The sequence below is a fragment of the Kosakonia oryzae genome, assembly GCF_001658025.2.
GTDB classification, from domain to species: Bacteria; Pseudomonadota; Gammaproteobacteria; order Enterobacterales; family Enterobacteriaceae; genus Kosakonia; species Kosakonia oryzae.
Window position 1 is genome coordinate 3,479,615 of record NZ_CP014007.2, and the last position, 21,363, is coordinate 3,500,977.

17 protein-coding genes are annotated in these 21,363 nt (G+C 52.9%); 4 read left to right on the forward strand and 13 right to left on the reverse strand.

Translation table 11 applies throughout. The features are described from left to right. Positions 1-118 precede the first annotated feature (118 nt). Positions 119-898: an envelope biogenesis factor ElyC gene (gene elyC / locus AWR26_RS16625; RefSeq protein ID WP_064567487.1), complete on the forward strand. Its 780-nt coding sequence runs from the start codon at positions 119-121 to the stop codon at positions 896-898. On the opposite strand, the gene AWR26_RS16630 is transcribed toward elyC, so the two are convergent. The 13 genes from AWR26_RS16630 to AWR26_RS16690 form a co-directional block, all read right to left on the reverse strand. Then, entirely contained in the window at positions 875-1,768 is an 894-nt protein-coding gene (locus AWR26_RS16630; RefSeq protein WP_043954039.1) for a YcbJ family phosphotransferase, read from the reverse strand. The genes elyC and AWR26_RS16630 overlap by 24 nt on opposite strands. Positions 1,769-1,903: 135 nt before the next feature. Then, a complete protein-coding gene (gene kdsB, locus AWR26_RS16635) occupies positions 1,904-2,650 on the reverse strand; it encodes a 3-deoxy-manno-octulosonate cytidylyltransferase (RefSeq protein WP_064567489.1) in 747 nt (248 codons plus the stop codon). Then, a complete protein-coding gene (gene ycaR / locus AWR26_RS16640) occupies positions 2,647-2,829 on the reverse strand; it encodes a protein YcaR (RefSeq protein ID WP_007374147.1) in 183 nt (60 codons plus the stop codon). Before ycaR ends, kdsB begins: the two co-directional genes overlap by 4 nt. A gap of 53 nt (positions 2,830-2,882) precedes the next feature. Continuing rightward, on the reverse strand, positions 2,883-4,112 hold the full coding sequence (locus AWR26_RS16645; protein ID WP_064567491.1) for a winged helix-turn-helix domain-containing protein: 1,230 nt from the start codon (positions 4,110-4,112) through the stop codon (positions 2,883-2,885). A 45-nt stretch (positions 4,113-4,157) separates the two neighbouring features. Continuing rightward, positions 4,158-5,135, reverse strand: a complete 978-nt coding sequence (gene lpxK, locus AWR26_RS16650; RefSeq protein WP_064567493.1) for a tetraacyldisaccharide 4'-kinase — start codon at positions 5,133-5,135, stop codon at positions 4,158-4,160. Continuing rightward, complete coding sequence (msbA, locus tag AWR26_RS16655; RefSeq protein ID WP_064567495.1) at positions 5,132-6,880, reverse strand: lipid A ABC transporter ATP-binding protein/permease MsbA; 1,749 nt, start codon at positions 6,878-6,880, stop codon at positions 5,132-5,134. Before msbA ends, lpxK begins: the two co-directional genes overlap by 4 nt. 36 nt (positions 6,881-6,916) lie before the next feature. After that, positions 6,917-9,178 carry a ComEC family protein gene (locus tag AWR26_RS16660; protein ID WP_064567497.1) on the reverse strand — a complete coding sequence of 754 codons (2,262 nt, stop codon included), beginning with the start codon at positions 9,176-9,178 and terminating at the stop codon, positions 6,917-6,919. A gap of 215 nt (positions 9,179-9,393) precedes the next feature. Beyond that, the gene (gene ihfB, locus AWR26_RS16665; RefSeq protein WP_007374142.1) at positions 9,394-9,678 is read right to left on the reverse strand and encodes an integration host factor subunit beta; all 285 of its coding nucleotides are present in this window, start codon (positions 9,676-9,678) and stop codon (positions 9,394-9,396) included. A gap of 182 nt (positions 9,679-9,860) precedes the next feature. Next, positions 9,861-11,534 carry a 30S ribosomal protein S1 gene (rpsA, locus tag AWR26_RS16670; RefSeq protein ID WP_017456188.1) on the reverse strand — a complete coding sequence of 558 codons (1,674 nt, stop codon included), beginning with the start codon at positions 11,532-11,534 and terminating at the stop codon, positions 9,861-9,863. 113 nt (positions 11,535-11,647) lie between these two features. After that, positions 11,648-12,331, reverse strand: a complete 684-nt coding sequence (cmk, locus tag AWR26_RS16675; RefSeq protein WP_043954046.1) for a (d)CMP kinase — start codon at positions 12,329-12,331, stop codon at positions 11,648-11,650. 167 nt (positions 12,332-12,498) lie between these two features. Further along, a complete protein-coding gene (gene aroA / locus AWR26_RS16680; protein WP_064567499.1) occupies positions 12,499-13,782 on the reverse strand; it encodes a 3-phosphoshikimate 1-carboxyvinyltransferase in 1,284 nt (427 codons plus the stop codon). Between the two features lie 68 nt (positions 13,783-13,850). Beyond that, on the reverse strand, positions 13,851-14,939 hold the full coding sequence (serC, locus tag AWR26_RS16685) for a 3-phosphoserine/phosphohydroxythreonine transaminase (protein WP_064567502.1): 1,089 nt from the start codon (positions 14,937-14,939) through the stop codon (positions 13,851-13,853). Positions 14,940-15,101: 162 nt separating this feature from the next. Further along, positions 15,102-15,794: a DUF421 domain-containing protein gene (locus tag AWR26_RS16690; protein WP_064567503.1), complete on the reverse strand. Its 693-nt coding sequence runs from the start codon at positions 15,792-15,794 to the stop codon at positions 15,102-15,104. Positions 15,795-15,932: 138 nt separating this feature from the next. Here AWR26_RS16690 and ycaO point away from each other — a divergent pair, with 138 nt between their 5' ends. From ycaO to pflB, 3 genes are all read left to right on the forward strand, one after another. Further along, positions 15,933-17,693: a 30S ribosomal protein S12 methylthiotransferase accessory factor YcaO gene (gene ycaO, locus AWR26_RS16695; protein WP_064569041.1), complete on the forward strand. Its 1,761-nt coding sequence runs from the start codon at positions 15,933-15,935 to the stop codon at positions 17,691-17,693. A gap of 405 nt (positions 17,694-18,098) precedes the next feature. Beyond that, entirely contained in the window at positions 18,099-18,956 is an 858-nt protein-coding gene (gene focA, locus AWR26_RS16700) for a formate transporter FocA (protein WP_035885860.1), read from the forward strand. A gap of 51 nt (positions 18,957-19,007) precedes the next feature. Beyond that, positions 19,008-21,290, forward strand: coding sequence for a formate C-acetyltransferase (gene pflB, locus AWR26_RS16705; protein WP_064567505.1), 2,283 nt, complete (start codon positions 19,008-19,010; stop codon positions 21,288-21,290). The last annotated feature ends 73 nt before the right edge of the window (positions 21,291-21,363 follow it).

Sequence of the window (21,363 nt, forward strand, 5' to 3'; positions counted from 1 at the left end):
GCACGCTCCACGCTTTTGACAAAACCGCTATTTTGTCACAGCCGTGACGAGAATGAACCCATCTGGTGTAAGATCGGTTGAAATCACTTGCTGTATGCTCAAAAAGGAGACGGTTCCGGTGCTTTTCACCCTAAAAAAATTCCTGGGCGGCCTGATGCTTCCCCTGCCTTTTTTGCTTTTGGTGATCGGGCTGGGGGTTATGCTTGTCTGGTTCAGCCGCTGGCAGAAAACGGGTAAGACATGTATTACTTTCGGCTGGCTGGTTTTGCTGCTGTTAAGCCTGCAACCGGTCGCGGATGGTCTGCTAAAACCTATCGAAGCGAAATATCCCACCTGGCGCGGCACACAGCCGGTGAAATATATCGTCGTCCTCGGCGGTGGTTACACCTGGAATGATGCCTGGGCGCCCAGCTCAAATCTGATTAATAACAGTCTGCCCCGCCTGAATGAAGGGATTCGCCTCTGGCAGGCCAATCCGGGCGCGAAATTGATTTTTACCGGCGCGGCGGCGAAAACCAACCCGGTCAGCACGGCAGAAGCCGGCGCACGCGTGGCGGAAAGCCTTGGCGTCCCGCGCAGCGAAATCATCACGCTGAATGATCCAAAAGATACGGAAGAAGAAGCCGCGGCGGTGAAACGAGCCATCGGCGATGCGCCATTTCTGCTGGTGACCTCCGCATCCCATTTGCCGCGAGCGATGATTTTCTTCCAGCATGCCGGGCTGCATCCGCTCCCCGCGCCGGCAAACCAGATGGCGATTGAGTCGCCGCTGAATCCGTGGGAACGCATTATTCCCTCCCCGGTCTGGCTGATGCACAGCGACCGGGTAGGTTATGAGACGCTGGGGCGTATCTGGCAGTGGCTGAAAGGCAGTTCAGACCAGCCAGGGGAGCAGTGATTTCGAGGCGAGATCAAAATTGGCGCGGTTAAATCTGCCGGTGTTCACCAGCTGCGCCACTTCGTCCCAGAGCAGATAGAGCCAGCGCCGCCAGAGGAAAGATTCCGCCACTGGCGCGCGCTGTAAATAGTGCCAGAGCAGCCCTTCCGCCTGCGCCCCATCAACGAGGCGAAACAGCTCATATTCACGGGGCGCCCACAGCATAATGCCAGGCCCCACCATCGCCAGTAGCTGATCGCTGCGGGCATCCTTCAGCATACTGCGCAAATTAAAGCTGCCGTGCACCAGCACGCAGTTATCATTGAAACCGTCAAACAGCGCGGGCAGGCATTCACGGGTGCGGAACAATAGCCGCTTGTCCTGCATGGTTAGCCCGGTATTCTGATATTGATTGAGGGTCGTCCACAGCACTTCCACGCGCTGGCGGTACCATGACGGCCAGACATTTTCCTGGGTGCTATCGACCATGCCGACGCAGCCGTGGCTGTCCTGACGGTGCCAGGCAAGCAGCGCCTCAACAATCTGATCTTTTAACTGTTCCCAGCGCTCCGGCGTGCGCGTCGGAGCTTCAACAGGCACGCCGCGCAGACGCTCAATCAGCAATACATCGGGGCCTGGATGTTCTTCATGTGTCATCACCCCGTAGACCACCGGCATCCGCACTGCACCACTCCTTGCCAGCATTGAGATCTTCCAGGCCAACTGGCGAGCAATACCCGGCGTAGTGAAACTCCGGGCCAGCAGCGGCATCGGATTTCCCTGGCTGTCATACAACGACCAGAGTACAGAATCAGGCTTTTCGCTGACACACTCCATGCGGCTCAGTTTTTCTCCCAGCAGATGACTCAGTTCAGCGCGCAGTTGTTCCATAGCAGAATGCCCTCACAAAAACGACTGCTTTTATAATGAGCGCCCGCAGGACGGATGTCACCCTGGTAAGATCAAAACAACGCAGGAATTTGACGGGAAAAGGAAAATCCCCTCAGGTCAGAGGGGATGAAAAGTTTAACGCAGCGCCTCGCGGACGCGTTCAAGATCGTCTGGCGTATCCACACCGGTACCCGGCACAACGCTTGCCACGGCGACGTGGATCTTCTCGCCATACCAGAGCACACGGAGCTGCTCCAGCATTTCGATTTGCTCCAGCGGGCTGGTTTGCCAACTGACATAGCGGCGGATAAACCCAGCGCGATAACCGTAAATACCGATATGGCGCAGGAAAGTGTCGCCAATCGTTTCACGAGAAAGCGCAAAACGGTCGCGATCCCATGGGATCGTGGCGCGGGAAAAGTACAGCGCATAACCTTCGGCATCCATCACCACTTTAACGGCGTTGGGATTGAACGCCTCTTCTGCGCTGTGAATGGGTACGGCGAGCGTTGCCATACCCACATTGCGGATGCTCAAATTCTCAGCCACCTGACGAATGATCGCTGGCGGGATCATCGGCTCGTCGCCCTGAACATTCACTATCACCGTATCGTCGCTGAAGCCGCATTTTTCAACGACTTCGGCCAGACGCTCGGTTCCGGACTGGTGATCGGCGCGGGTCATACAAACTTCGCCGCCAGCCGCCTGCACCGCGCGCATCACCTCTTCGTTGTCCGTTGCCACAATGATGCGATCGGCGCCGGATTCACGCGCACGTTCCAGCACATGCACCACCATTGGTTTACCGTTGATATCCACCAAAGGTTTTCCCGGCAAACGCGTGGAGGCATAACGCGCAGGAATAATCACAACGAAACTCATGGCCGGCTCTCTTCCGCAGTTAACGAACGCGCTTCGGTTTCCAGCAAGACCGGAATGCCTTCCCGCACCGGGTAGGCCAGACTGTCGATTTTACAGATTAGCTCTTGCTTATCCTGGCTGTAGTAGAGTTTGCCGTTACATACCGGACAGGCAATAATTTCAAGCAAACGGTGATCCATCTTTCCTCCTGATACACCGACAATTAATGAGTTAAGCTTATCACATTCATTTCTTACACCGCGTCTATTTCCAGACCGCTGCGGCAGGCAGAAAACAGCCCGTCCGGCAGACGCGCAAACGTGATCCTCCGGGCTCCCTGCCAGCGAGCGAATTCCGTAATGGCATTTTGCAGCCCCTTTTCCAGCGTGCGGCCAGGCTTAACCCCGTCCTCAAGATAGAGCGCAATCACTTCCAGTACGCCCTCTTTGCGGTGCATCTTGGCATCCATGCGCCCCACCAGACGCCCACGATGGAGCAGCGGCAACACGAAATAGCCAAACTGCCGCTTAGGGGCCGGGGTGTAACACTCCAGGCGATAACTGAAATCGAAAAACTGCTCTGCCCGTTTGCGATCCCAGACCACCGGATCAAACGGTGACAGTACCGCGCTGTGGGTGGCGGTGAGTTTATCCTCCTGCGCCGTTGCCAGTAGCGGCAATAGCGAGGCGTGCAGCCAGGCCGGGCCAAGGGTTTCAACATTGACCGGATAAATTTGCCCGGCCTCCTGCAACTGCTCCAGCAACAACGGCAATGCTGGCTGCCGCAAACGATAGTAGTCTGCCAGCCACTGAGCGCGAAACAACCCGAGGCTGCGGGCGCTGTTTTCCAGCATTCTGTACTCCGCAGCCTCCTGCGACAGCACGTCCCGCTCATCATCCCAGTGTGGCATCACCCGCTGCGTGAGATCATAGACACGCTGGAAATTACGGCGTTCGACAACCATCACTTTCCCGGCCGTAAACAATCCTTCCAGATGACGCTTGTGAGGTTTCCACTCCCACCAGCCGCTGGCTCCCTTACGCGGGTGTTCAAAATCGGCTGAGCGCACCGGCCCATTTTGCTCGATATGGGCAACAAGTTGCTCAATCTCTTCGACATGCTCCTGCATCCACTCTTTACGGTACTTCCAGCCCATCTTGTCAGGCGCCAGCATGCGGTGGCGCACAAGGGCAAAATCATCACGCGGCAGGAAGCAGGCTTCATGTGCCCAGTATTCAATCAGTTCACCGCGGCGTAGCGCGTCATCGAGCCAGTGCTGCGGATACGCTCCGAGGCGGCTGAACAGCACCAGATAAGGGCTACGGGCAACAATATTGATAGTGTCGATTTGCAGCAGCGACATACGCTGGATCGTAGAGAGGATATCGGAAGGTGCGGCGCGTCTGGCAGGTTTGCGCAGTAAACCTTGCGCGGCGAGATGTAAATGACGGGCAGATGTTAACGAGAGTTGCGGCACAGACATGGAGATTCCTGTTCAGTTAACAGGGCGCAGCCGATGCAGCAATCGTCAGCGCGCCAGAGTAAGCAATTCCTGCAGCAGCGAGTTCGCCTGTTCGCCTTCCAGCTGCGCGTCCACAGGCAAATACCACCAGTTATCTTCAGCGAAGGACCGACATTTCACCGCGTCTTTTTCGGTCATCACCAGCGTCTGTCCCGGTTTGACCATCTCCTGAACATCCGTCTGGGTTAATGCCTGATGATCGGCGAGCGCAAAAGTCTGTTCCGGCGTCACGCCGCACTCACTAAGCGTAGCGAAAAAACGTGGGGGATGGCCAATACCGGCCATCGCCACGCAAGGTACCAGCTCGCGTACTTCGCGCCGTTCACCGGTGCGCAAATTAACGGCCAGCCCCGGAATCAGGCGCATCGGGATCTCACCCGCTCTTGCCACGCCGCCGTTGGCGATCACCGCATCAACCGTCTTCAGACGTGAAGCGCGTTCACGCATCGGCCCCGCAGGAAGCCACCAGCCATTGCCAAAACGTCTGACGCCATCAATGACCACAATCTCTTTATCTCGCGCCAGGCGATAGTGTTGCAGGCCATCATCAGTCACGATTATTTGCACAGAATGTTGTGCCAGAATGGCTTCCACCGCCTCACGGCGGTTGGGAGAAACAGCAACCGGCGCGCCCGTGCGCTGATAAATGAGCACAGGTTCGTCGCCAGCCTCTTCCGTGGTGGTATCAGACGTCAGCAATAGCGGATAGCGTTTTGCCTTCCCACCATAACCACGCGAAACTACCCCCACGCGGATACCACGCTGCTGAAGCTGTTCAACCAGCCAGACAACCACCGGTGTTTTACCGTTACCGCCAGCCGTCAGATTACCGACCACCACCACCGGAACCGGAGCGCGCCAGGCCTTTTTTAGTCCCAGACGATAAGACAGACGGATTGCGCCACTCACCAGGCCGTAAAGCCAGGAGAATGGCAATAACAGTAGCCACAGCGGGGATTCACCGGACCAGATACGTGCAATCATGCGCCAAACTGCATTTTATGAAGCTGAGCGTAAACGCCACGGTGCTCCAACAGCTCGGCATGGCTGCCACGCTCAACGATACAGCCATCTTCCACCACTACAATTTCATCAGCCTGTTCAATGGTAGACAAGCGGTGGGCGATAACCAGCGAGGTACGGTTTTTCTGCAACTCATTTAGCGCCGCCTGAATCGCGCGTTCAGATTCGGTATCCAGCGCTGACGTGGCCTCATCAAGGATCAGGATCGGGCTGTCACGCAGCAGCGCGCGGGCAATCGCGATACGCTGACGCTGGCCGCCGGAAAGCAGAACCCCATTTTCACCAATTATTGTATCCAGGCCTTGATCCATTTTATTGATGAAATCAAAGGCATAAGCCATTTTCGCTGCTTTCTCGATCTCCTCACGGCTGTACACCTCGGTACGGGCGTAGGCAATGTTATTGGCAACGCTATCATTAAAGAGATGCACATTCTGGGAAACCAGCGCGACCTGGTCACGCAGCGATGTGAGCTTGTATTCGCGCAGATCGTGACCATCCATCAGGATCTGCCCTTCGTCAATATCGTAGAAACGCGTGATCAGGCTGGCCAACGTCGATTTACCTGAACCGGAGCGCCCCACCAGTGCCACAGTCTTACCCGCCGGGATCGTCAGGTTGATATTGCGCAGCGCTGGCGTATCACGACCAGGGTAAGTAAACGTCACGTTGCGGAATTCAATATCGCCGCGAGCGCGTTCGATAACACGCGTTCCTTCGTCTTTTTCCTGCTCGCTGTCGAGGATAGCAAACAGCGTCTGGCAAGCCGCCATACCACGCTGGAACTGGGCATTAACGTTAGTCAATGATTTCAGCGGTCGCATCAGGGCGATCATAGAAGAAAAAACAACGGTAATCGTACCAGCCGACAGCGTCTGCATGACGCTTGGGAAGCTGGCGGCATACAGGACGAATGCCAGCGCCAGTGATGCAATCAACTGGATCAAAGGATCAGAAATAGAGGAGGCAGAGACCATTTTCATCCCCTGCAAGCGCATCTTATTACTGACTTTGTCAAAGCGGTGGGTTTCCACTTCCTGACCGCCAAACATCAGCACCTCTTTATGCCCTTTTAGCATCTGCTCCGCGCTGGTGGTCACCTGCCCCATCGTGTTCTGCATGTTTTTACTGATATTACGGAAACGCTTAGATACCACGCGAATAGCGACAGAAACAATAGGCGCCAGCACAATCAGGATCAGCGACAGTTGCCAGCTATACCAGAACATCATCACGAACAGACCGATGATCGATGCGCCTTCACGCACCACGGTGATCAAAGCGCTGGATGAAGACGAAGCCACTTGTTCCGAATCGTAGGTGATACGCGACAGCAGAGTGCCAGTCGATTGCTTATCAAAAAATGATACCGGCATGCCCATCATGTGGCTAAACAGGCGCCGGCGCATGGTCATCACCACTTTCCCCGAGACCCAGGAAATGCAGTAACTGGAGATATAACTGGTGATACCGCGGAGGATCATCAGCCCGATAACCACCAGCGGCATCCACAGCAGCACCGAACGGTCCGTTTTACCAAAACCATCATCCAGTAACGGTTTGAGCAGCGATAACATGAATGTATCGCTGGCTGCGTTGAGGATTAACGCAATCGCCGACACGATCAGACCCGCTTTGAAAGGCGCAATAGTTGGCCATAGTCGGCGGAATGTCTGCCATGTGGAGAGATCTTTATCGTTCTGCATTCAGAAAACCAGCACTTGTTGAAATAGCCGCATATTCTACCCGTTATCGTTTGGGACGCCAAACCACTGATGATACCAACGCGGTAAAAGTTGATCCCGTAAGCTATGGATTTCCCAGCCCTGAGGAGAAAAAGAGATGGTTATCTGCCCCTGGTGCGGAGTGTCATACCAGCGATATCCCTGCTCCCGGTAACGTTTTACGACCTTTAGCGAAGGGAAACGCCAGGCGTTATACCGCGATGCTGACGCCACAGCCGCCTTGCCTTCTACCCGTTGCAAGAAAGGCAGAGACGACGAGGTATTACTTCCGTGATGAGGTACCTGCACAAGTGTCGATTGCAGATGCAGCCAGTAGCGGCTGAGCATTGCCATCTCGCCCTGCGTCTCGATGTCTCCAGTTAGCAGGATACTGTGTTTCCCATCCTCCACCTTCACGACACACGAGAGATTGTTCCCCTGCGTCTGCGCTTTCGGTAGCGGCCAGTGCGCGCTGAATGTCAGCCCCTGCCACTGCCATCTCTCCCCACGAAAACAGGGCGCATGACCAGCCCAGCCTAATGGGCTGCGTACCCACAGTTCTGGCCAAACTTTCAGTAACGACGCCAGACCACCGCGATGATCCAAATGTTCATGGCTCAAAATGATGCCCTCGGGCTGTAGAGCGTGCCAGCGCAGCCACGGAATAATCAGTTGCTGCCCACTGTCACCACCAGGCCACGCAACGCCGGTGTCATAGAGAATCGCTTTACCATTGCGTTCAATCACCATTGCCAACCCCTGCCCAACATCCAGCATGTGTACTGACCACTCTCCTGGCCGGTCAGTCCGCCATAACGGTAATAACAGTATCGCCAGTCCAGTCAGACACAGCGCAGGAATACGACGCCACAGAGACAGGCGCCAGCAGATCAGCATCAACCATGGTGCCCAGGCAGCTGCCTGCCAACGTGCATCAATATTGACCCATCCCGCGGGCAACCATTGCAGAAAAGCAAACAATAATGCGAGCGTTTGGTCCGCAAGGTACCAGCAGACTTCCTCAATTAGCGGTGGCCCGGTCAAGTGCAGCAGCATTCCCATTAAAATCAGGGGGACAGTGACAAATGTTACCAGAGGGATCGCCACCAGGTTGGCAACCAGCGAGCTCAGGCTGATTCCATGGAATATAGATAATTGCAATGGAATCAGTAACAACGTCATCCCAATCTGCAAATGGACCAAGCTCATACCGCTATGTATAAGCCAGTGTTGCTGTGCTGGCATCGGTAACCACTGATACCAGAACAGCAATGCTGCCACCGCGAAGGCCGATAACCACAGGCTGTATGACAATACAGAAAGCGGATCGACAAAGAGTATCGCGGCGACACAACAGAGCCAGACTTGCCAGGGCGTCCATAACCGACCTGAAAAACGTAGCGTAGCCCAGACGCTAAGCGAAATGGCCGTACGCAATGCGGGTGGTTGTAAACCTGTGAGACATGCATACCCGATGGCACACGACACCCCAGCGAGCAGCGGCAAGGCCCAGTTAATCCGGCTAGCGGGGAAGTAAAACTGAATACCGCGGGTGACAACGCCGCCAAGCATCGCGGCAAGGGCGATATGCAGGCCAGATATCGCCATTAAATGGGCGGTTCCAGTCTGGCGCATAATCTCTTTTACCGGGCTTTCGAGTGCTGAACGCTCCCCCATTCCCAGCGCCAGAATTACCGGACGCCAGGAGTAAGGGGAAAGCGTATGCGTCAGCGACTGAAGATAATCAGCACGCCAGCTACACGTTGGCTCGATTAAACGCGCATCGCTAAAGCGACCGCTAAGAGGAAGATGGCTCGCCAGTGCATAGCGCTGAGAATCAAATCCTCCGTCGTTGAGTTGGCCATGCATCGCACGTACACGAACAGTCATCGCCCATCGCTGCCCCGTACAGACCGGGAAAGGTAAATATTGACCATAGAGCGTTACGCCAACCGACGGAAACAGGCGTTTACCATTAAGACTCACTATCTTCGCCTGATGGCGGGTCATATTGTCTGTTTCGGTAATAATGACTTCAACCTGACGGTTCGCTCCCGGAAGGTTCACCGTTGGCCAAAGTGCCTGCATTGCGTTCAAAACGCCCCAGGCAAAAATGAGTAGCGTAATTCCGCCATAGCGTAAAAGCCGTGGCCGTACGCATGCCAGCAGGCATCCACTCATTATGACGCACCAAATACTGCGGATATCGGGTAATGCCGGCAACCACAACAGCGGTAAAATGCCCAATATAATGCATGCGGCTAATGTAGATAACGCCATGCATACCTCCTTGTTGAAGTAGAAGTATGCGGAGCTCTGGCTTGATTTTCTTTCGTGTGTTTTCAGATTTGCGGCGTGAATTATTGGTTTTTTATCGCGTTACATCACACCAGCAAAAATGTGCGAGGCTGCTTCAGGAAAAGAAAAGCAGGAAATGAAAAAGGCACCCTTTTCAGGTGCCTTCTCACATATAATTCTTTGCTTTTTGCTAAGAATTACTCATAAATATTGGCGCGGTCGCGTAATTCTTTACCCGGCTTAAAGTGTGGAACATATTTTCCTTCCAAATCTACTTTATCGCCTGTTTTGGGGTTACGCCCGGTGCGAGGTGCACGATAGTGCAGGGAAAAACTGCCGAAACCGCGGATCTCAATGCGCTCACCCTGGGCAAGAGTAGAGGCCATATGCTCCAGCATTTCTTTTACAGCATCTTCCACGGCTTTAGCCGGGATATGCGATTGCTGGCTTGCAAGTCTTTCTATCAATTCTGACTTGGTCATGATTCCTCCGGTTTCCTTCAACGCAATATTCGCTTAATAGCTTTAACAAGGGCGGCCGTAGCCGCCCTTTGTCATTGATTACAGGACGAATCCTGTAATCTGTCAAGTAACTCATCGTTATTCACACGGCAACTGTGTGACTTTCGTCCAGTTACCGAGCAAATAACTCTGGGTACTTGATCTTACTCGCCTTTAGCTGCTTTGAAAGCTTCAGCCATAGCGTTAGAGAAGTTGCCTTCTTCCTGTTTGTTGTTAACAGAAGCGATAGCATCTTTCTCGTCAGCTTCGTCTTTCGCACGTACAGACAGGCTAACTACACGGTTCTTACGGTCAACACCGGTGAATTTCGCTTCAACGTCATCACCAACATTCAGAACCAGAGTCGCATCTTCTACACGATCGCGAGAAGCTTCAGAAGCGCGCAGGTAACCTTCAACGCCGTCAGCCAGTTCTACGGTTGCGCCTTTAGCATCAACTGCAGTGACTTTACCGTTTACGATTGCGCCTTTCTTGTTCAGTGCAACGTAGTTGTTGAACGGATCTTCTGCGAGCTGTTTAACGCCCAGAGAGATACGCTCACGCTCTGCGTCAACCTGCAGAACAACAGCTGCGATTTCGTCGCCTTTTTTGTATTCACGAACAGCTTCTTCGCCTGCAACGTTCCAGGAGATGTCAGACAGGTGAACCAGGCCGTCGATGCCGCCGTCCAGGCCGATGAAGATACCGAAGTCAGTGATAGACTTGATTTTACCTTCAACGCGATCGCCCTTGTTGTGGGTTTCAGCAAACTGCTGCCACGGGTTGGATTTGCACTGTTTCAGGCCCAGGGAGATACGACGACGTTCTTCGTCGATATCCAGAACCATAACTTCCACTACGTCGCCAACGTTAACAACTTTGGACGGGTGGATGTTTTTGTTGGTCCAATCCATTTCGGAAACGTGAACCAGGCCTTCAACGCCTTCTTCGATTTCAACGAAGCAGCCGTAGTCGGTCAGGTTGGTCACGCGGCCAGTCAGCTTGGTGCCTTCCGGGTAACGTTTAGCGATAGCTACCCACGGATCTTCGCCCAGCTGTTTCAGGCCCAGGGACACACGAGTACGTTCGCGGTCGAATTTCAGCACTTTAACAGTGATTTCGTCGCCAACGTTTACGATTTCGCTCGGATGCTTAACGCGTTTCCATGCCATGTCGGTGATGTGCAGCAGGCCATCAACGCCGCCCAGATCAACGAATGCACCGTAGTCAGTAAGGTTCTTAACGATACCTTTAACTTCCATGCCTTCCTGCAGGTTTTCCAGCAGCTGATCGCGTTCTGCGCTGTTTTCGGATTCGATAACCGCACGACGGGAAACAACAACGTTGTTACGCTTCTGGTCAAGCTTGATTACTTTGAATTCAAGCTCTTTGCCTTCCAGGTGCAGAGTGTCACGGACCGGACGAACGTCTACCAGAGAACCTGGCAGGAACGCACGAATACCGTTCAGCTCAACAGTGAAGCCGCCCTTGACTTTGCCGTTGATAACACCGGTAACAGTTTCAGCGTCTTCGTAAGCTTTTTCCAGCGTGATCCAGGCTTCGTGACGTTTAGCTTTCTCACGGGACAGCAGGGTTTCACCGAAGCCGTCTTCTACTGCATCCAGAGCAACGTCAACTTCGTCACCAACCTGGATTTCCAGTTCGCCCTGGGCGTTTTTGAACTGCTCAGCCGGAATGGCGGACTCAGATTTCAGACCGGCGTCAACCAGTACTACGTCTTTGTCGATAGCAACAACAACACCGCGAACGATAGAACCCGGGCGGGTTTCGATTTCTTTCAGGGACTCTTCAAAGAGTTGAGCAAAAGATTCAGTCATATTGATAATCTTCAGGATTCTTCAATTTAACGTCCACCTGGCTTCATGCCGGATGGGGTTGTTTCACATGCCTGCTCACATTCCATTGCAGCAGGTACTACGAATTCGGTCGCTTACGCGAGAGCCAATTTTTGGCGTGCATATTGTAGCGCTTTCTCAATCACTTGCTCAATGCTTAAACTGGTTGAATCCAGAACTAAAGCATCGGCAGCGGGAACCAGCGGCGCTACAGGACGATTACGATCGCGATCGTCACGTTCCTTGATCTCGGCCAAAAGGCGTTCAAAGTTAACACTAAAGCCTTTCTCCTGCAACTGGAGCATGCGACGATTCGCACGTTCTTCCGAAGAAGCGTCAAGGAAAATTTTCACCGGCGCGTCGGGGAAAACGACCGTCCCCATATCACGTCCATCGGCTATAAGACCCGGTGCTTCGCGAAACGCGCGCTGGCGGCGTAATAACGCTTCACGCACGCGCGGAAACGCAGCCACCTGCGATGCTGCATTCGCTACTTCCTGGGTGCGAATTTCACTGCTGACATCCTCACCTTCGAGGATTACTTCCAGATTTCCGTCGGTTGAGACAAATCGCACATCCAGATGCGCCGCCAGCGGAACCAGCACCTCTTCCGAGGTGACATCGACGTGGTGATGCAGTGCAGCGAGCGCCAGCACACGATAAATTGCGCCTGAATCCAACAGATGCCATTGCAACGCTTCCGCCATTGCCTTGCAAAGCGTGCCTTTTCCCGCACCGCTTGGCCCATCAATGGTGATTACCGGGGCAATTGCCGTCATCTTTTTCTCCTTAATCAAGGCATATCGTTACGTAAACGCCGCGCATTATACGCGGCAATGCACACAATCGTTACTACTGCGTGCGAATAACAGAAGGGTCTGAAGCTGAGTGTAGAAGAAATGTGCGGCAGGCCGGGCTGATTTACACCAGCCCGGAGCAAAGAGGGTTACGCGAGCGTACTGATGCGAGCTAACTGTTCAAAATAGTCGGGGAAAGTTTTCGCCGTGCATTTCGGATCCAGAATGGTAACCGGCGTATCCGACAGCGCTACCAGCGAGAAGCACATCGCCATACGGTGATCGTTATACGTACCAATTTCCGCAAACTGCAATTTTTCCGGCGGAGTAATACGGATATAATCCTCGCCCTCTTCCACCGTTGCGCCCACTTTGCGCAACTCTGTCGCCATCGCAAACAGACGATCTGTTTCCTTCACTCGCCAGTTATAGATATTACGTAGCGTAGTGGTGCCTTTGGCAAACAGTGCAGCCGTCGCGATAGTCATTGCGGCATCAGGGATATGATTCATGTCCATATCGATAGCGTTCAGCTCGCCGCGCGTACAGGCAATATAGTCATCACCCCAGACCACCGTCGCGCCCATTTTTTCCAGTACGTCGGCAAAACGGATATCGCCCTGCACGCTGTTGCGTCCAATCCCGGTCACTTTTACCGTGCCGCCTTTGATCGCACCTGCTGCCAGGAAATAAGAAGCCGAAGAGGCATCACCCTCCACCAGATACTGGCCAGGAGACTGATATTGCTGACCGCCGCGAACCACGAAACGCTGATAGTGCTGGTTTTCCACCACCACGCCAAAGGTTTCCATCAGATGCAACGTGATGTCGATGTAAGGTTTAGAGACCAGATCGCCTTTGATAGTGATAACGGTATCCTTCGGCGCCAGCGGCGCTGCCATCAGCAATGCGGTCAGGAACTGGCTGGAAACGCTGCCGTCCACGCTGACGTCACCGCCGGTAAAACCGCCGCGCAGGCGCAGAGGGGGGTAATTTTCTTGCTCAAGGTATTCGATTTGCGCTCCACCCTGACGCAGCGCGTCAACCAGGTGTCCAATCGGGCGCTCTTTCATACGCGGTTCACCGGTCAACACCAAATCGTTTGCCGCAAGACAAAGCGCCGCAGCCAGAGGGCGCATTGCCGTTCCGGCATTGCCAAGAAACAGCTCCAGTTTTTCCGCAGAGTGCAGCGGACCACCCACGCCGGTCACTTCACAACGGGTGCGGTCGGCAGACAAGATATAATGAACTCCCAGCGCGCTGAGGGCATTCAACATGTGGCGCACGTCGTCACTGTCCAGCAAATTGGTCAGAACGGTAGTGCCACGGGCAAATGCGGCAAGCAACAAAGCGCGGTTTGAGACACTTTTCGAACCAGGCAGATTGATGGTGCCATCTACCCGCGCGATGGGTTGTAACGTCAGGGATTCCATGAAACTTTACTCTCTACAGACAAAATAAAACCCCGCAGTCCAACTGCGGGGAATGCAGACTACAGCAATTAACCGTGGCGACGTTCGAAGTCAACCATAAAGTCGGTCAGCGCTTGTACGCCAGCCAGCGGCATCGCGTTATAAATTGAGGCACGCATACCGCCAACGACGCGGTGGCCTTTCAGCGCGTGCAGACCCGCAGCGAACGACTCTTCAAGGAAGAGTTTGTCCAGCGCGCTGTCCGCAAGCTGGAACGGAATGTTCATGCGTGAACGGTTAGACTTCGCCACATCATTGCGATAAAAGTCGCTGCGGTCGATTACGCCATACAACAGCTCGCTTTTTTGCTGGTTGACTTTCTCCATTGCGGCGACGCCACCCTGTTTTTTCAGCCATTTAAATACCAGCCCTGAGAGATACCAGGCAAAAGTCGGCGGCGTGTTGAACATAGAGTCATTTTCATTCAGCACGCTGTAGTCGAGGATAGACGGACAGGCCGCATGAGCTTTGCCCAGCAGATCTTCACGTACTATCACCAGCGTTAAACCTGCCGGACCGATATTTTTCTGTGCGCCCGCATAAATCACACCAAAACGGCTGACATCAATTTCGCGCGACAGGATGGTTGAAGAGAAATCAGCCGTTACCACTACATCACTGGCGAATGCGGGTGTTTCATCGATCGCGATGCCGTCAATCGTTTCATTCGGGCAGTAGTGGAGATAAGCCGCGTTATTGCTGAGTTGCCATTCACTCATCGGCTTAACAGCACGCAGGCCATCAACAGTGATTTTCGCGTCAATAACGTGTGGAACGCAGTATTTTTTCGCTTCTTTGACCGCACTTGCCGCCCAGTAACCGGCATCAACATAATCAGCGGTTGTTTTATCACCCAGTAAATTGAGCGGAATGCTAGCAAACTGACCGCGGCCGCCGCCGTGACAGAAGAGAACCTTATAGTTGGAGGGGATGTTCAGCAGATCGCGAAAGTCCTTCTCCGCCTCTTCAGCCACATGGATAAACTCTTTACTACGATGGCTAATTTCCATCACCGAAGTGCCAAGACCTTGCCAGTCGCACAATTCCTGTTGCGCCTGTTTGAGCACATCCGCCGGTAATACTGCCGGGCCAGAACTAAAATTGAAGACCTGAGTCATTTCCCCTCACCACGCTAAAAAGCAATAAGTTATTCCTGTGACATCGGTTTTATCATTGCGCGTCACGCGCCGCAATGGGTAATAGCCGCGCAGGGGGAAATGTGCGCTCAGTCACATAGCAGAATGTTTTGCTCAGCCGAGCCGGGCCCGATAAAAAACCTGTTATGTCACCCGAATGGCCCTGCTGGCCTTCGACCATTCCGGATTTGCACAACGCGGGCAGGATCGCTTTTCGCCCGCCTGCAAGGCGACAATTTTACTGCAACGTACGCAAACGTAATCGCCCGATTCAGGCACCGAGGTAAATCGTTCGCTGCATCCTTCCGGCAGAATACAGAGCCCTGGTTTAACCTCGTTGTCGGGGAAGTAATAGACGCTGATTTGCCCATTGGTCTCCATAATCGCCAGCCGAATCTGCCCAAGATGCTCTATACCGTTGACGCGCAATTCCATGAAAAACTCAAATTCAGTCATGTTCTCTTCATGCAATTTTTCCCATGCCAGCTCACCGTTCTCAACAATCACAACCGGTTTGCCTTCCAGCAGATCTTCCAGCTTTTCGCTGTGCGACATCAGCCACATCACCAGACGGTAAAGCACCGCCAGCGTAATAAAAACCACCAGCACAGGCAGCATTGGAACGTCGTCATAAAAGGCCACATCTCCCGCTGCCGAACCCAGCGTCAGAATAATGAGGACTTCGAACAGCGACATTTGCCGTACGCCACGTCGGCCAGTGATCTTGAGGAATAAAAAGACTAAAACGAAGGTATAAAGGCTGCGCAGTGCCACTTCCCACAAAAATTCAAAGGGAACTTTATCCAGTGCCATGCGATGAAGGTCGAACGCTTTCATTTTTCCATCCGTGAACAGTTGGTTACTCCCCCTAAGCATAGACCGCTGTTTTATTTTCGCCGGGCAGACGCGGAAGATAGCGCCAGTCACGCAAAACCCGTATCATTGCGCGCTTTACGTACGAAAAAAGTGACCGCCATGACTCAAACATTTATTCCCGGCAAAGACGCCGCACTGGAAGACTCCATCGCCCGCTTCCAGCAAAAACTCACCGACCTCGGTTTTCACATTGAAGAAGCCTCATGGCTGAATCCGGTGCCGAACGTCTGGTCCGTGCATATTCGCGATAAAGAGTGCGCGTTGTGCTTCACCAACGGTAAAGGCGCAACGAAAAAGGCTGCGCTTGCCTCTGCACTGGGCGAGTACTTCGAGCGTCTTTCTACCAACTACTTCTTCGCTGACTTCTGGCTGGGTGATGCCATCGCGCAAGGCCCGTTCGTTCACTACCCGAACGAAAAGTGGTTCCCGCTGCCGGAAGATGACTCGCTACCCGAGGGGATCCTCGATGCTCGTCTGCGCGCGTTCTACGATCCACAGAACGAATTGGCCGCCGGGATGTTGGTCGATCTGCAATCCGGGAATGATGAGCGTGGTATCTGCGCCCTGCCGTTTACCCGCCAGTCTGATGAGCAGACGGTCTATATTCCGATGAACATCGTCGGCAATCTGTATGTTTCCAACGGCATGTCTGCCGGTAATACCCGCAACGAAGCCCGTGTACAGGGCCTGTCTGAGGTGTTCGAACGCCATATCAAAAACCGTATCATCGCAGAGAGCATCAGCCTGCCGGAAATCCCGCAGGAAGTACTGGCCCGCTATCCTGGCGTGGTGGAAGCCATTGCCAAACTGGAAGCCGAAGGGTTCCCGATTTTCGCCTACGACGGCTCTCTGGGCGGTAAATATCCAGTGATCTGCGTCGTGCTGTTTAATCCGGCGAATGGTACCTGCTTTGCCTCCTTTGGTGCGCACCCGGATTTTGGCGTTGCGCTGGAACGGACAGTCACCGAGCTGTTGCAGGGGCGCGGTCTGAAAGATCTCGATGTCTTTACCCCACCGACCTTTGATGACGAAGAAGTGGCTGAACACGCCAACCTCGAAACGCACTTTATCGATTCCAGCGGTTTGATCTCCTGGGATCTGTTTAAGCAGGATGCGGATTATCCGTTCGTTGACTGGAGCTTTGCAGGGACCACCGAAGAAGAGTTCGCCACGCTGATGGCTATCTTCAATGCAGAAGATAAAGAAGTTTATATCGCCGATTACGAACACCTTGGCGTGTACGCCTGCCGTATTCTGGTACCGGGCATGTCCGATATTTATCCGGCAGAAGATTTGTGGCTGGCGAATAACACCATGGGCAGCCATCTGCGCGAAACTATCCTGTCACTACCAGGCAGCGAGTGGGAGAAAGAGGAGTACCTCAACCTTATCGCCCAACTGGACGACGAAGGCCACGATGATTTTACCCGCGTTCGTGAACTGCTGGGCCTGGCGACCGGTAAAGACAATGGCTGGTACACCCTGCGCATTGGTGAGTTAAAAGCGATGCTGGCGCTGGCAGGCGGCGATCTCGATCAGGCGCTGGCCTGGACCGAATGGACCATGGAATTCAACGCATCCATCTTCAGCGCGGAACGCGCCAACTACTACCGCTGCCTGCAAACGCTACTGCTGCTGGCGCAGGAGGAGGATCGCGAGCCGCTGCAATACCTGAATGCATTTGTACGCATGTACGGCGCGCAGGCCGTTGAAGCGGCCAGCGCCGCGTTGAGCGGTGAAGCACCGTTCTATGACCTGCAGCCGGCAGACGGTACTCTGCAGGCATTTCCGGCGCATCAGTCTCTGTTAGCGGCTTACGAAAAATTACAACGCGCCAAAACGGCATTCTGGGCGAAATAACGACAAGTAGCACGACAATATGTAGGCTTCATAGCAGGTCTACGCTATATTACGGGGCAATTTTATTGCCCCTTTTTATTTATATTTTTGCAATGTCAGCCAATTGTAATAATTAAGTTAAATACGGGTAAATGGTATTATTACTTGCAGACTAATATTGTTACTTCTTATGGCAACTACCCCATTTTAATTAACGATTTTTCGGAGGCTTCATAAAAATAATCAACTCATTTTATAACTTTTAAAATTTATTTTTATTCATATAATCAACAAGTTACTCCGCATTCGTAGAAAAACCACGCTCTTTGCGGTCCTATAAGCCAGGCGAGATATGATCCATATCAAATTCTCTTCTATAATGCTTTGTTAGTATCTCGTCGCCGACTTAATAAAGAGAGAGTTAGTGTGAAAGCTGACAACCCTTTTGATCTTATCCTTCCAGCCGAAATGGCCAAAGTTGCCGAAGAAGCTGGCGTCTATAAAGCGACTAAACATCCGCTGAAGACTTTCTACCTGGCTATCACCGCAGGTGTGTTCATCTCTATTGCTTTTGTTTTCTATATCACCGCCACCACCGGCACAGCGGCAATGCCCTACGGTATTGCTAAACTGATTGGGGGTATCTGCTTCTCCCTGGGGTTGATCCTCTGCATTATCTGCGGTGCGGATCTTTTTACCTCAACCGTGCTGATTGTCGTGGCAAAAGCCAGTGGGCGTATCACCTGGGGGCAACTGGCCCGAAACTGGATTAACGTCTACTTCGGTAACCTGGTAGGTGCGCTGCTGTTTGTCCTGCTAATGTGGTTATCTGGCGAATATATGGTCGCCAACGGTGGCTGGGGCTTAAACGTCCTGCAGACCGCAGACCATAAAGTGCATCACACTTTTATCGAAGCTGTTGCGCTGGGTATTCTGGCTAACCTGATGGTTTGCATGGCCGTGTGGATGAGTTATTCCGGTCGCAGCCTGATGGATAAAGCGATGATTATGGTGCTGCCGGTAGCGATGTTTGTCGCCAGCGGTTTTGAGCACAGTATCGCAAACATGTTTATGATTCCGATGGGTATCGTAATCCGTAACTTTGCTAGCCCGGAGTTCTGGACCGCAGTTGGCTCCAGCCCGGAAAGTTTTTCTCATCTGACTATTACGAATTTCATCATCGATAACCTTATTCCGGTAACAATCGGGAATATCATCGGTGGTGGGTTATTAGTCGGGTTGACATACTGGGTCATTTACCTGCGTGGCAACGATCATCACTAATGGTTGTTTCAGGCAGTAAATAAAAAATCCACTTAAGAAGGTAGGTGTTACATGTCCGAGCTTAATGAAAAATTAGCCACAGCCTGGGAAGGTTTTGCGAAAGGTGACTGGCAGAAAGAAGTCAACGTACGTGACTTTATCCAGAAAAACTACACCCCATATGAAGGCGACGAGTCCTTCCTGGCTGGCGCTACTGACGCGACCACCGCCCTGTGGGACAAAGTCATGGAAGGGGTTAAACTGGAAAACCGCACTCACGCGCCAGTTGATTTTGACACCTCTGTTGCTTCTACCATTACTTCTCACGACGCTGGCTACATCAACAAAGCGCTTGAGAAAATCGTTGGTCTGCAAACTGAAGCTCCGCTGAAACGCGCCATCATCCCGTTTGGCGGCATCAAAATGGTTGAAGGTTCCTGCAAAGCGTACAATCGCGAACTGGACCCGATGCTGAAAAAAATCTTCACCGAATACCGTAAAACCCATAACCAGGGTGTATTCGATGTTTATACCAAAGACATTCTGAACTGCCGTAAATCCGGTGTTCTGACTGGTCTGCCGGATGCTTACGGCCGTGGTCGTATCATCGGTGACTACCGTCGCGTTGCGCTGTACGGTATCGACTTCCTGATGAAAGATAAATACGCACAGTTCCTGTCTCTGCAATCCGATCTGGAAAACGGCGTAAATCTGGAAGCGACTATCCGTCTGCGTGAAGAAATCGCTGAACAGCACCGCGCACTGGGTCAGATCAAAGAGATGGCGGCTAAATACGGCTGCGATATCTCCGGTCCGGCCACTAACGCTCAGGAAGCAATCCAGTGGACCTACTTCGGTTACCTGGCTGCGGTTAAATCCCAGAACGGCGCTGCAATGTCCTTCGGTCGCGTATCCACCTTCCTGGATGCTTACATCGAACGTGACCTGAAAGCAGGCAAAATCACTGAAAAAGACGCTCAGGAAATGATTGACCACCTGGTCATGAAACTGCGTATGGTTCGCTTCCTGCGTACTCCTGAGTATGATGAACTGTTCTCTGGTGACCCGATTTGGGCAACTGAATCTATCGGTGGTATGGGCGTTGACGGCCGTACTCTGGTTACCAAAAACAGCTTCCGTTTCCTGAACACCCTGTACACCATGGGCCCGTCTCCGGAACCGAACATCACCGTTCTGTGGTCTGAAAAACTGCCGCTGAACTTCAAAAAATTCGCTGCGAAAGTCTCCATCGACACCTCTTCTCTGCAGTACGAGAACGATGACCTGATGCGTCCTGATTTCAACAACGACGACTATGCGATTGCTTGCTGCGTAAGCCCGATGGTTGTGGGTAAACAAATGCAGTTCTTCGGTGCTCGCGCTAACCTCGCGAAAACCATGCTGTACGCAATCAATGGTGGCGTTGATGAAAAACTGAAAATGCAGGTTGGTCCGAAATCTGAACCGATCAAAGGCGACGTGCTAAAATTCGACGAAGTCATGGATCGCATGGATCACTTCATGGACTGGCTGGCTAAACAGTATGTCACCGCACTGAACGTTATCCACTACATGCACGACAAGTACAGCTACGAAGCCTCTCTGATGGCGCTGCACGATCGTGACGTAATTCGCACCATGGCATGCGGTATCGCCGGTCTGTCCGTTGCTGCTGACTCCCTGTCTGCAATCAAATATGCGAAAGTTAAACCGATTCGTGACGAAGACGGTCTGGCAATCGACTTCGAAATCGAAGGCGAATACCCGCAGTTTGGTAACAACGATGCGCGTGTCGACGATCTGGCAGTTGACCTGGTAGAACGTTTCATGAAGAAAATTCAGAAACTGACTACTTACCGCAACGCTATCCCGACTCAGTCTGTTCTGACCATCACCTCTAACGTTGTGTATGGTAAGAAAACCGGTAACACCCCGGATGGCCGTCGCGCTGGCGCTCCGTTCGGACCGGGTGCTAACCCGATGCACGGCCGTGACCAGAAAGGTGCTGTTGCCTCTCTGACCTCCGTTGCTAAACTGCCGTTCGCTTACGCTAAAGATGGTATTTCTTACACCTTCTCTATCGTTCCGAATGCGCTGGGTAAAGACGACGAAGTGCGTAAAACCAACCTCGCGGGTCTGATGGACGGTTACTTCCATCACGAAGCGTCCATCGAAGGTGGTCAGCACCTGAACGTGAACGTGATGAACCGTGAAATGCTGCTCGACGCGATGGAAAACCCGGAAAAATATCCGCAGCTGACCATCCGTGTTTCAGGTTACGCAGTACGCTTCAACTCCCTGACTAAAGAACAGCAGCAGGACGTTATTACTCGTACCTTCACTCAAACCATGTAATGGTGCTACCCAATGGATTTCGGGCTGCGTTGAGGCGGTAAGAGTGAACCCCGATGAGCTTACTGAAAAGTGG

Excerpts from the sequence above, each read along its gene's own strand:
- AWR26_RS16630 (WP_043954039.1), bottom strand. The coding sequence starts at position 1,768 with ATGGAACAACTGCGCGCTGAACTGAGTCATCTGCTGGGAGAAAAACTG.
- kdsB (WP_064567489.1), bottom strand. The coding sequence starts at position 2,650 with ATGAGTTTCGTTGTGATTATTCCTGCGCGTTATGCCTCCACGCGTTTG.
- ycaR (WP_007374147.1), bottom strand. The coding sequence starts at position 2,829 with ATGGATCACCGTTTGCTTGAAATTATTGCCTGTCCGGTATGTAACGGC.
- AWR26_RS16645 (WP_064567491.1), bottom strand. The coding sequence starts at position 4,112 with ATGTCTGTGCCGCAACTCTCGTTAACATCTGCCCGTCATTTACATCTC.
- lpxK (WP_064567493.1), bottom strand. The coding sequence starts at position 5,135 with ATGATTGCACGTATCTGGTCCGGTGAATCCCCGCTGTGGCTACTGTTA.
- msbA (WP_064567495.1), bottom strand. The coding sequence starts at position 6,880 with ATGCAGAACGATAAAGATCTCTCCACATGGCAGACATTCCGCCGACTA.
- AWR26_RS16660 (WP_064567497.1), bottom strand. The coding sequence starts at position 9,178 with ATGGCGTTATCTACATTAGCCGCATGCATTATATTGGGCATTTTACCG.
- ihfB (WP_007374142.1), bottom strand. The coding sequence starts at position 9,678 with ATGACCAAGTCAGAATTGATAGAAAGACTTGCAAGCCAGCAATCGCAT.
- rpsA (WP_017456188.1), bottom strand. The coding sequence starts at position 11,534 with ATGACTGAATCTTTTGCTCAACTCTTTGAAGAGTCCCTGAAAGAAATC.
- cmk (WP_043954046.1), bottom strand. The coding sequence starts at position 12,331 with ATGACGGCAATTGCCCCGGTAATCACCATTGATGGGCCAAGCGGTGCG.
- aroA (WP_064567499.1), bottom strand. The coding sequence starts at position 13,782 with ATGGAATCCCTGACGTTACAACCCATCGCGCGGGTAGATGGCACCATC.
- serC (WP_064567502.1), bottom strand. The coding sequence starts at position 14,939 with ATGACTCAGGTCTTCAATTTTAGTTCTGGCCCGGCAGTATTACCGGCG.
- AWR26_RS16690 (WP_064567503.1), bottom strand. The coding sequence starts at position 15,794 with ATGAAAGCGTTCGACCTTCATCGCATGGCACTGGATAAAGTTCCCTTT.
- ycaO (WP_064569041.1), top strand. The coding sequence starts at position 15,933 with ATGACTCAAACATTTATTCCCGGCAAAGACGCCGCACTGGAAGACTCC.
- pflB (WP_064567505.1), top strand. The coding sequence starts at position 19,008 with ATGTCCGAGCTTAATGAAAAATTAGCCACAGCCTGGGAAGGTTTTGCG.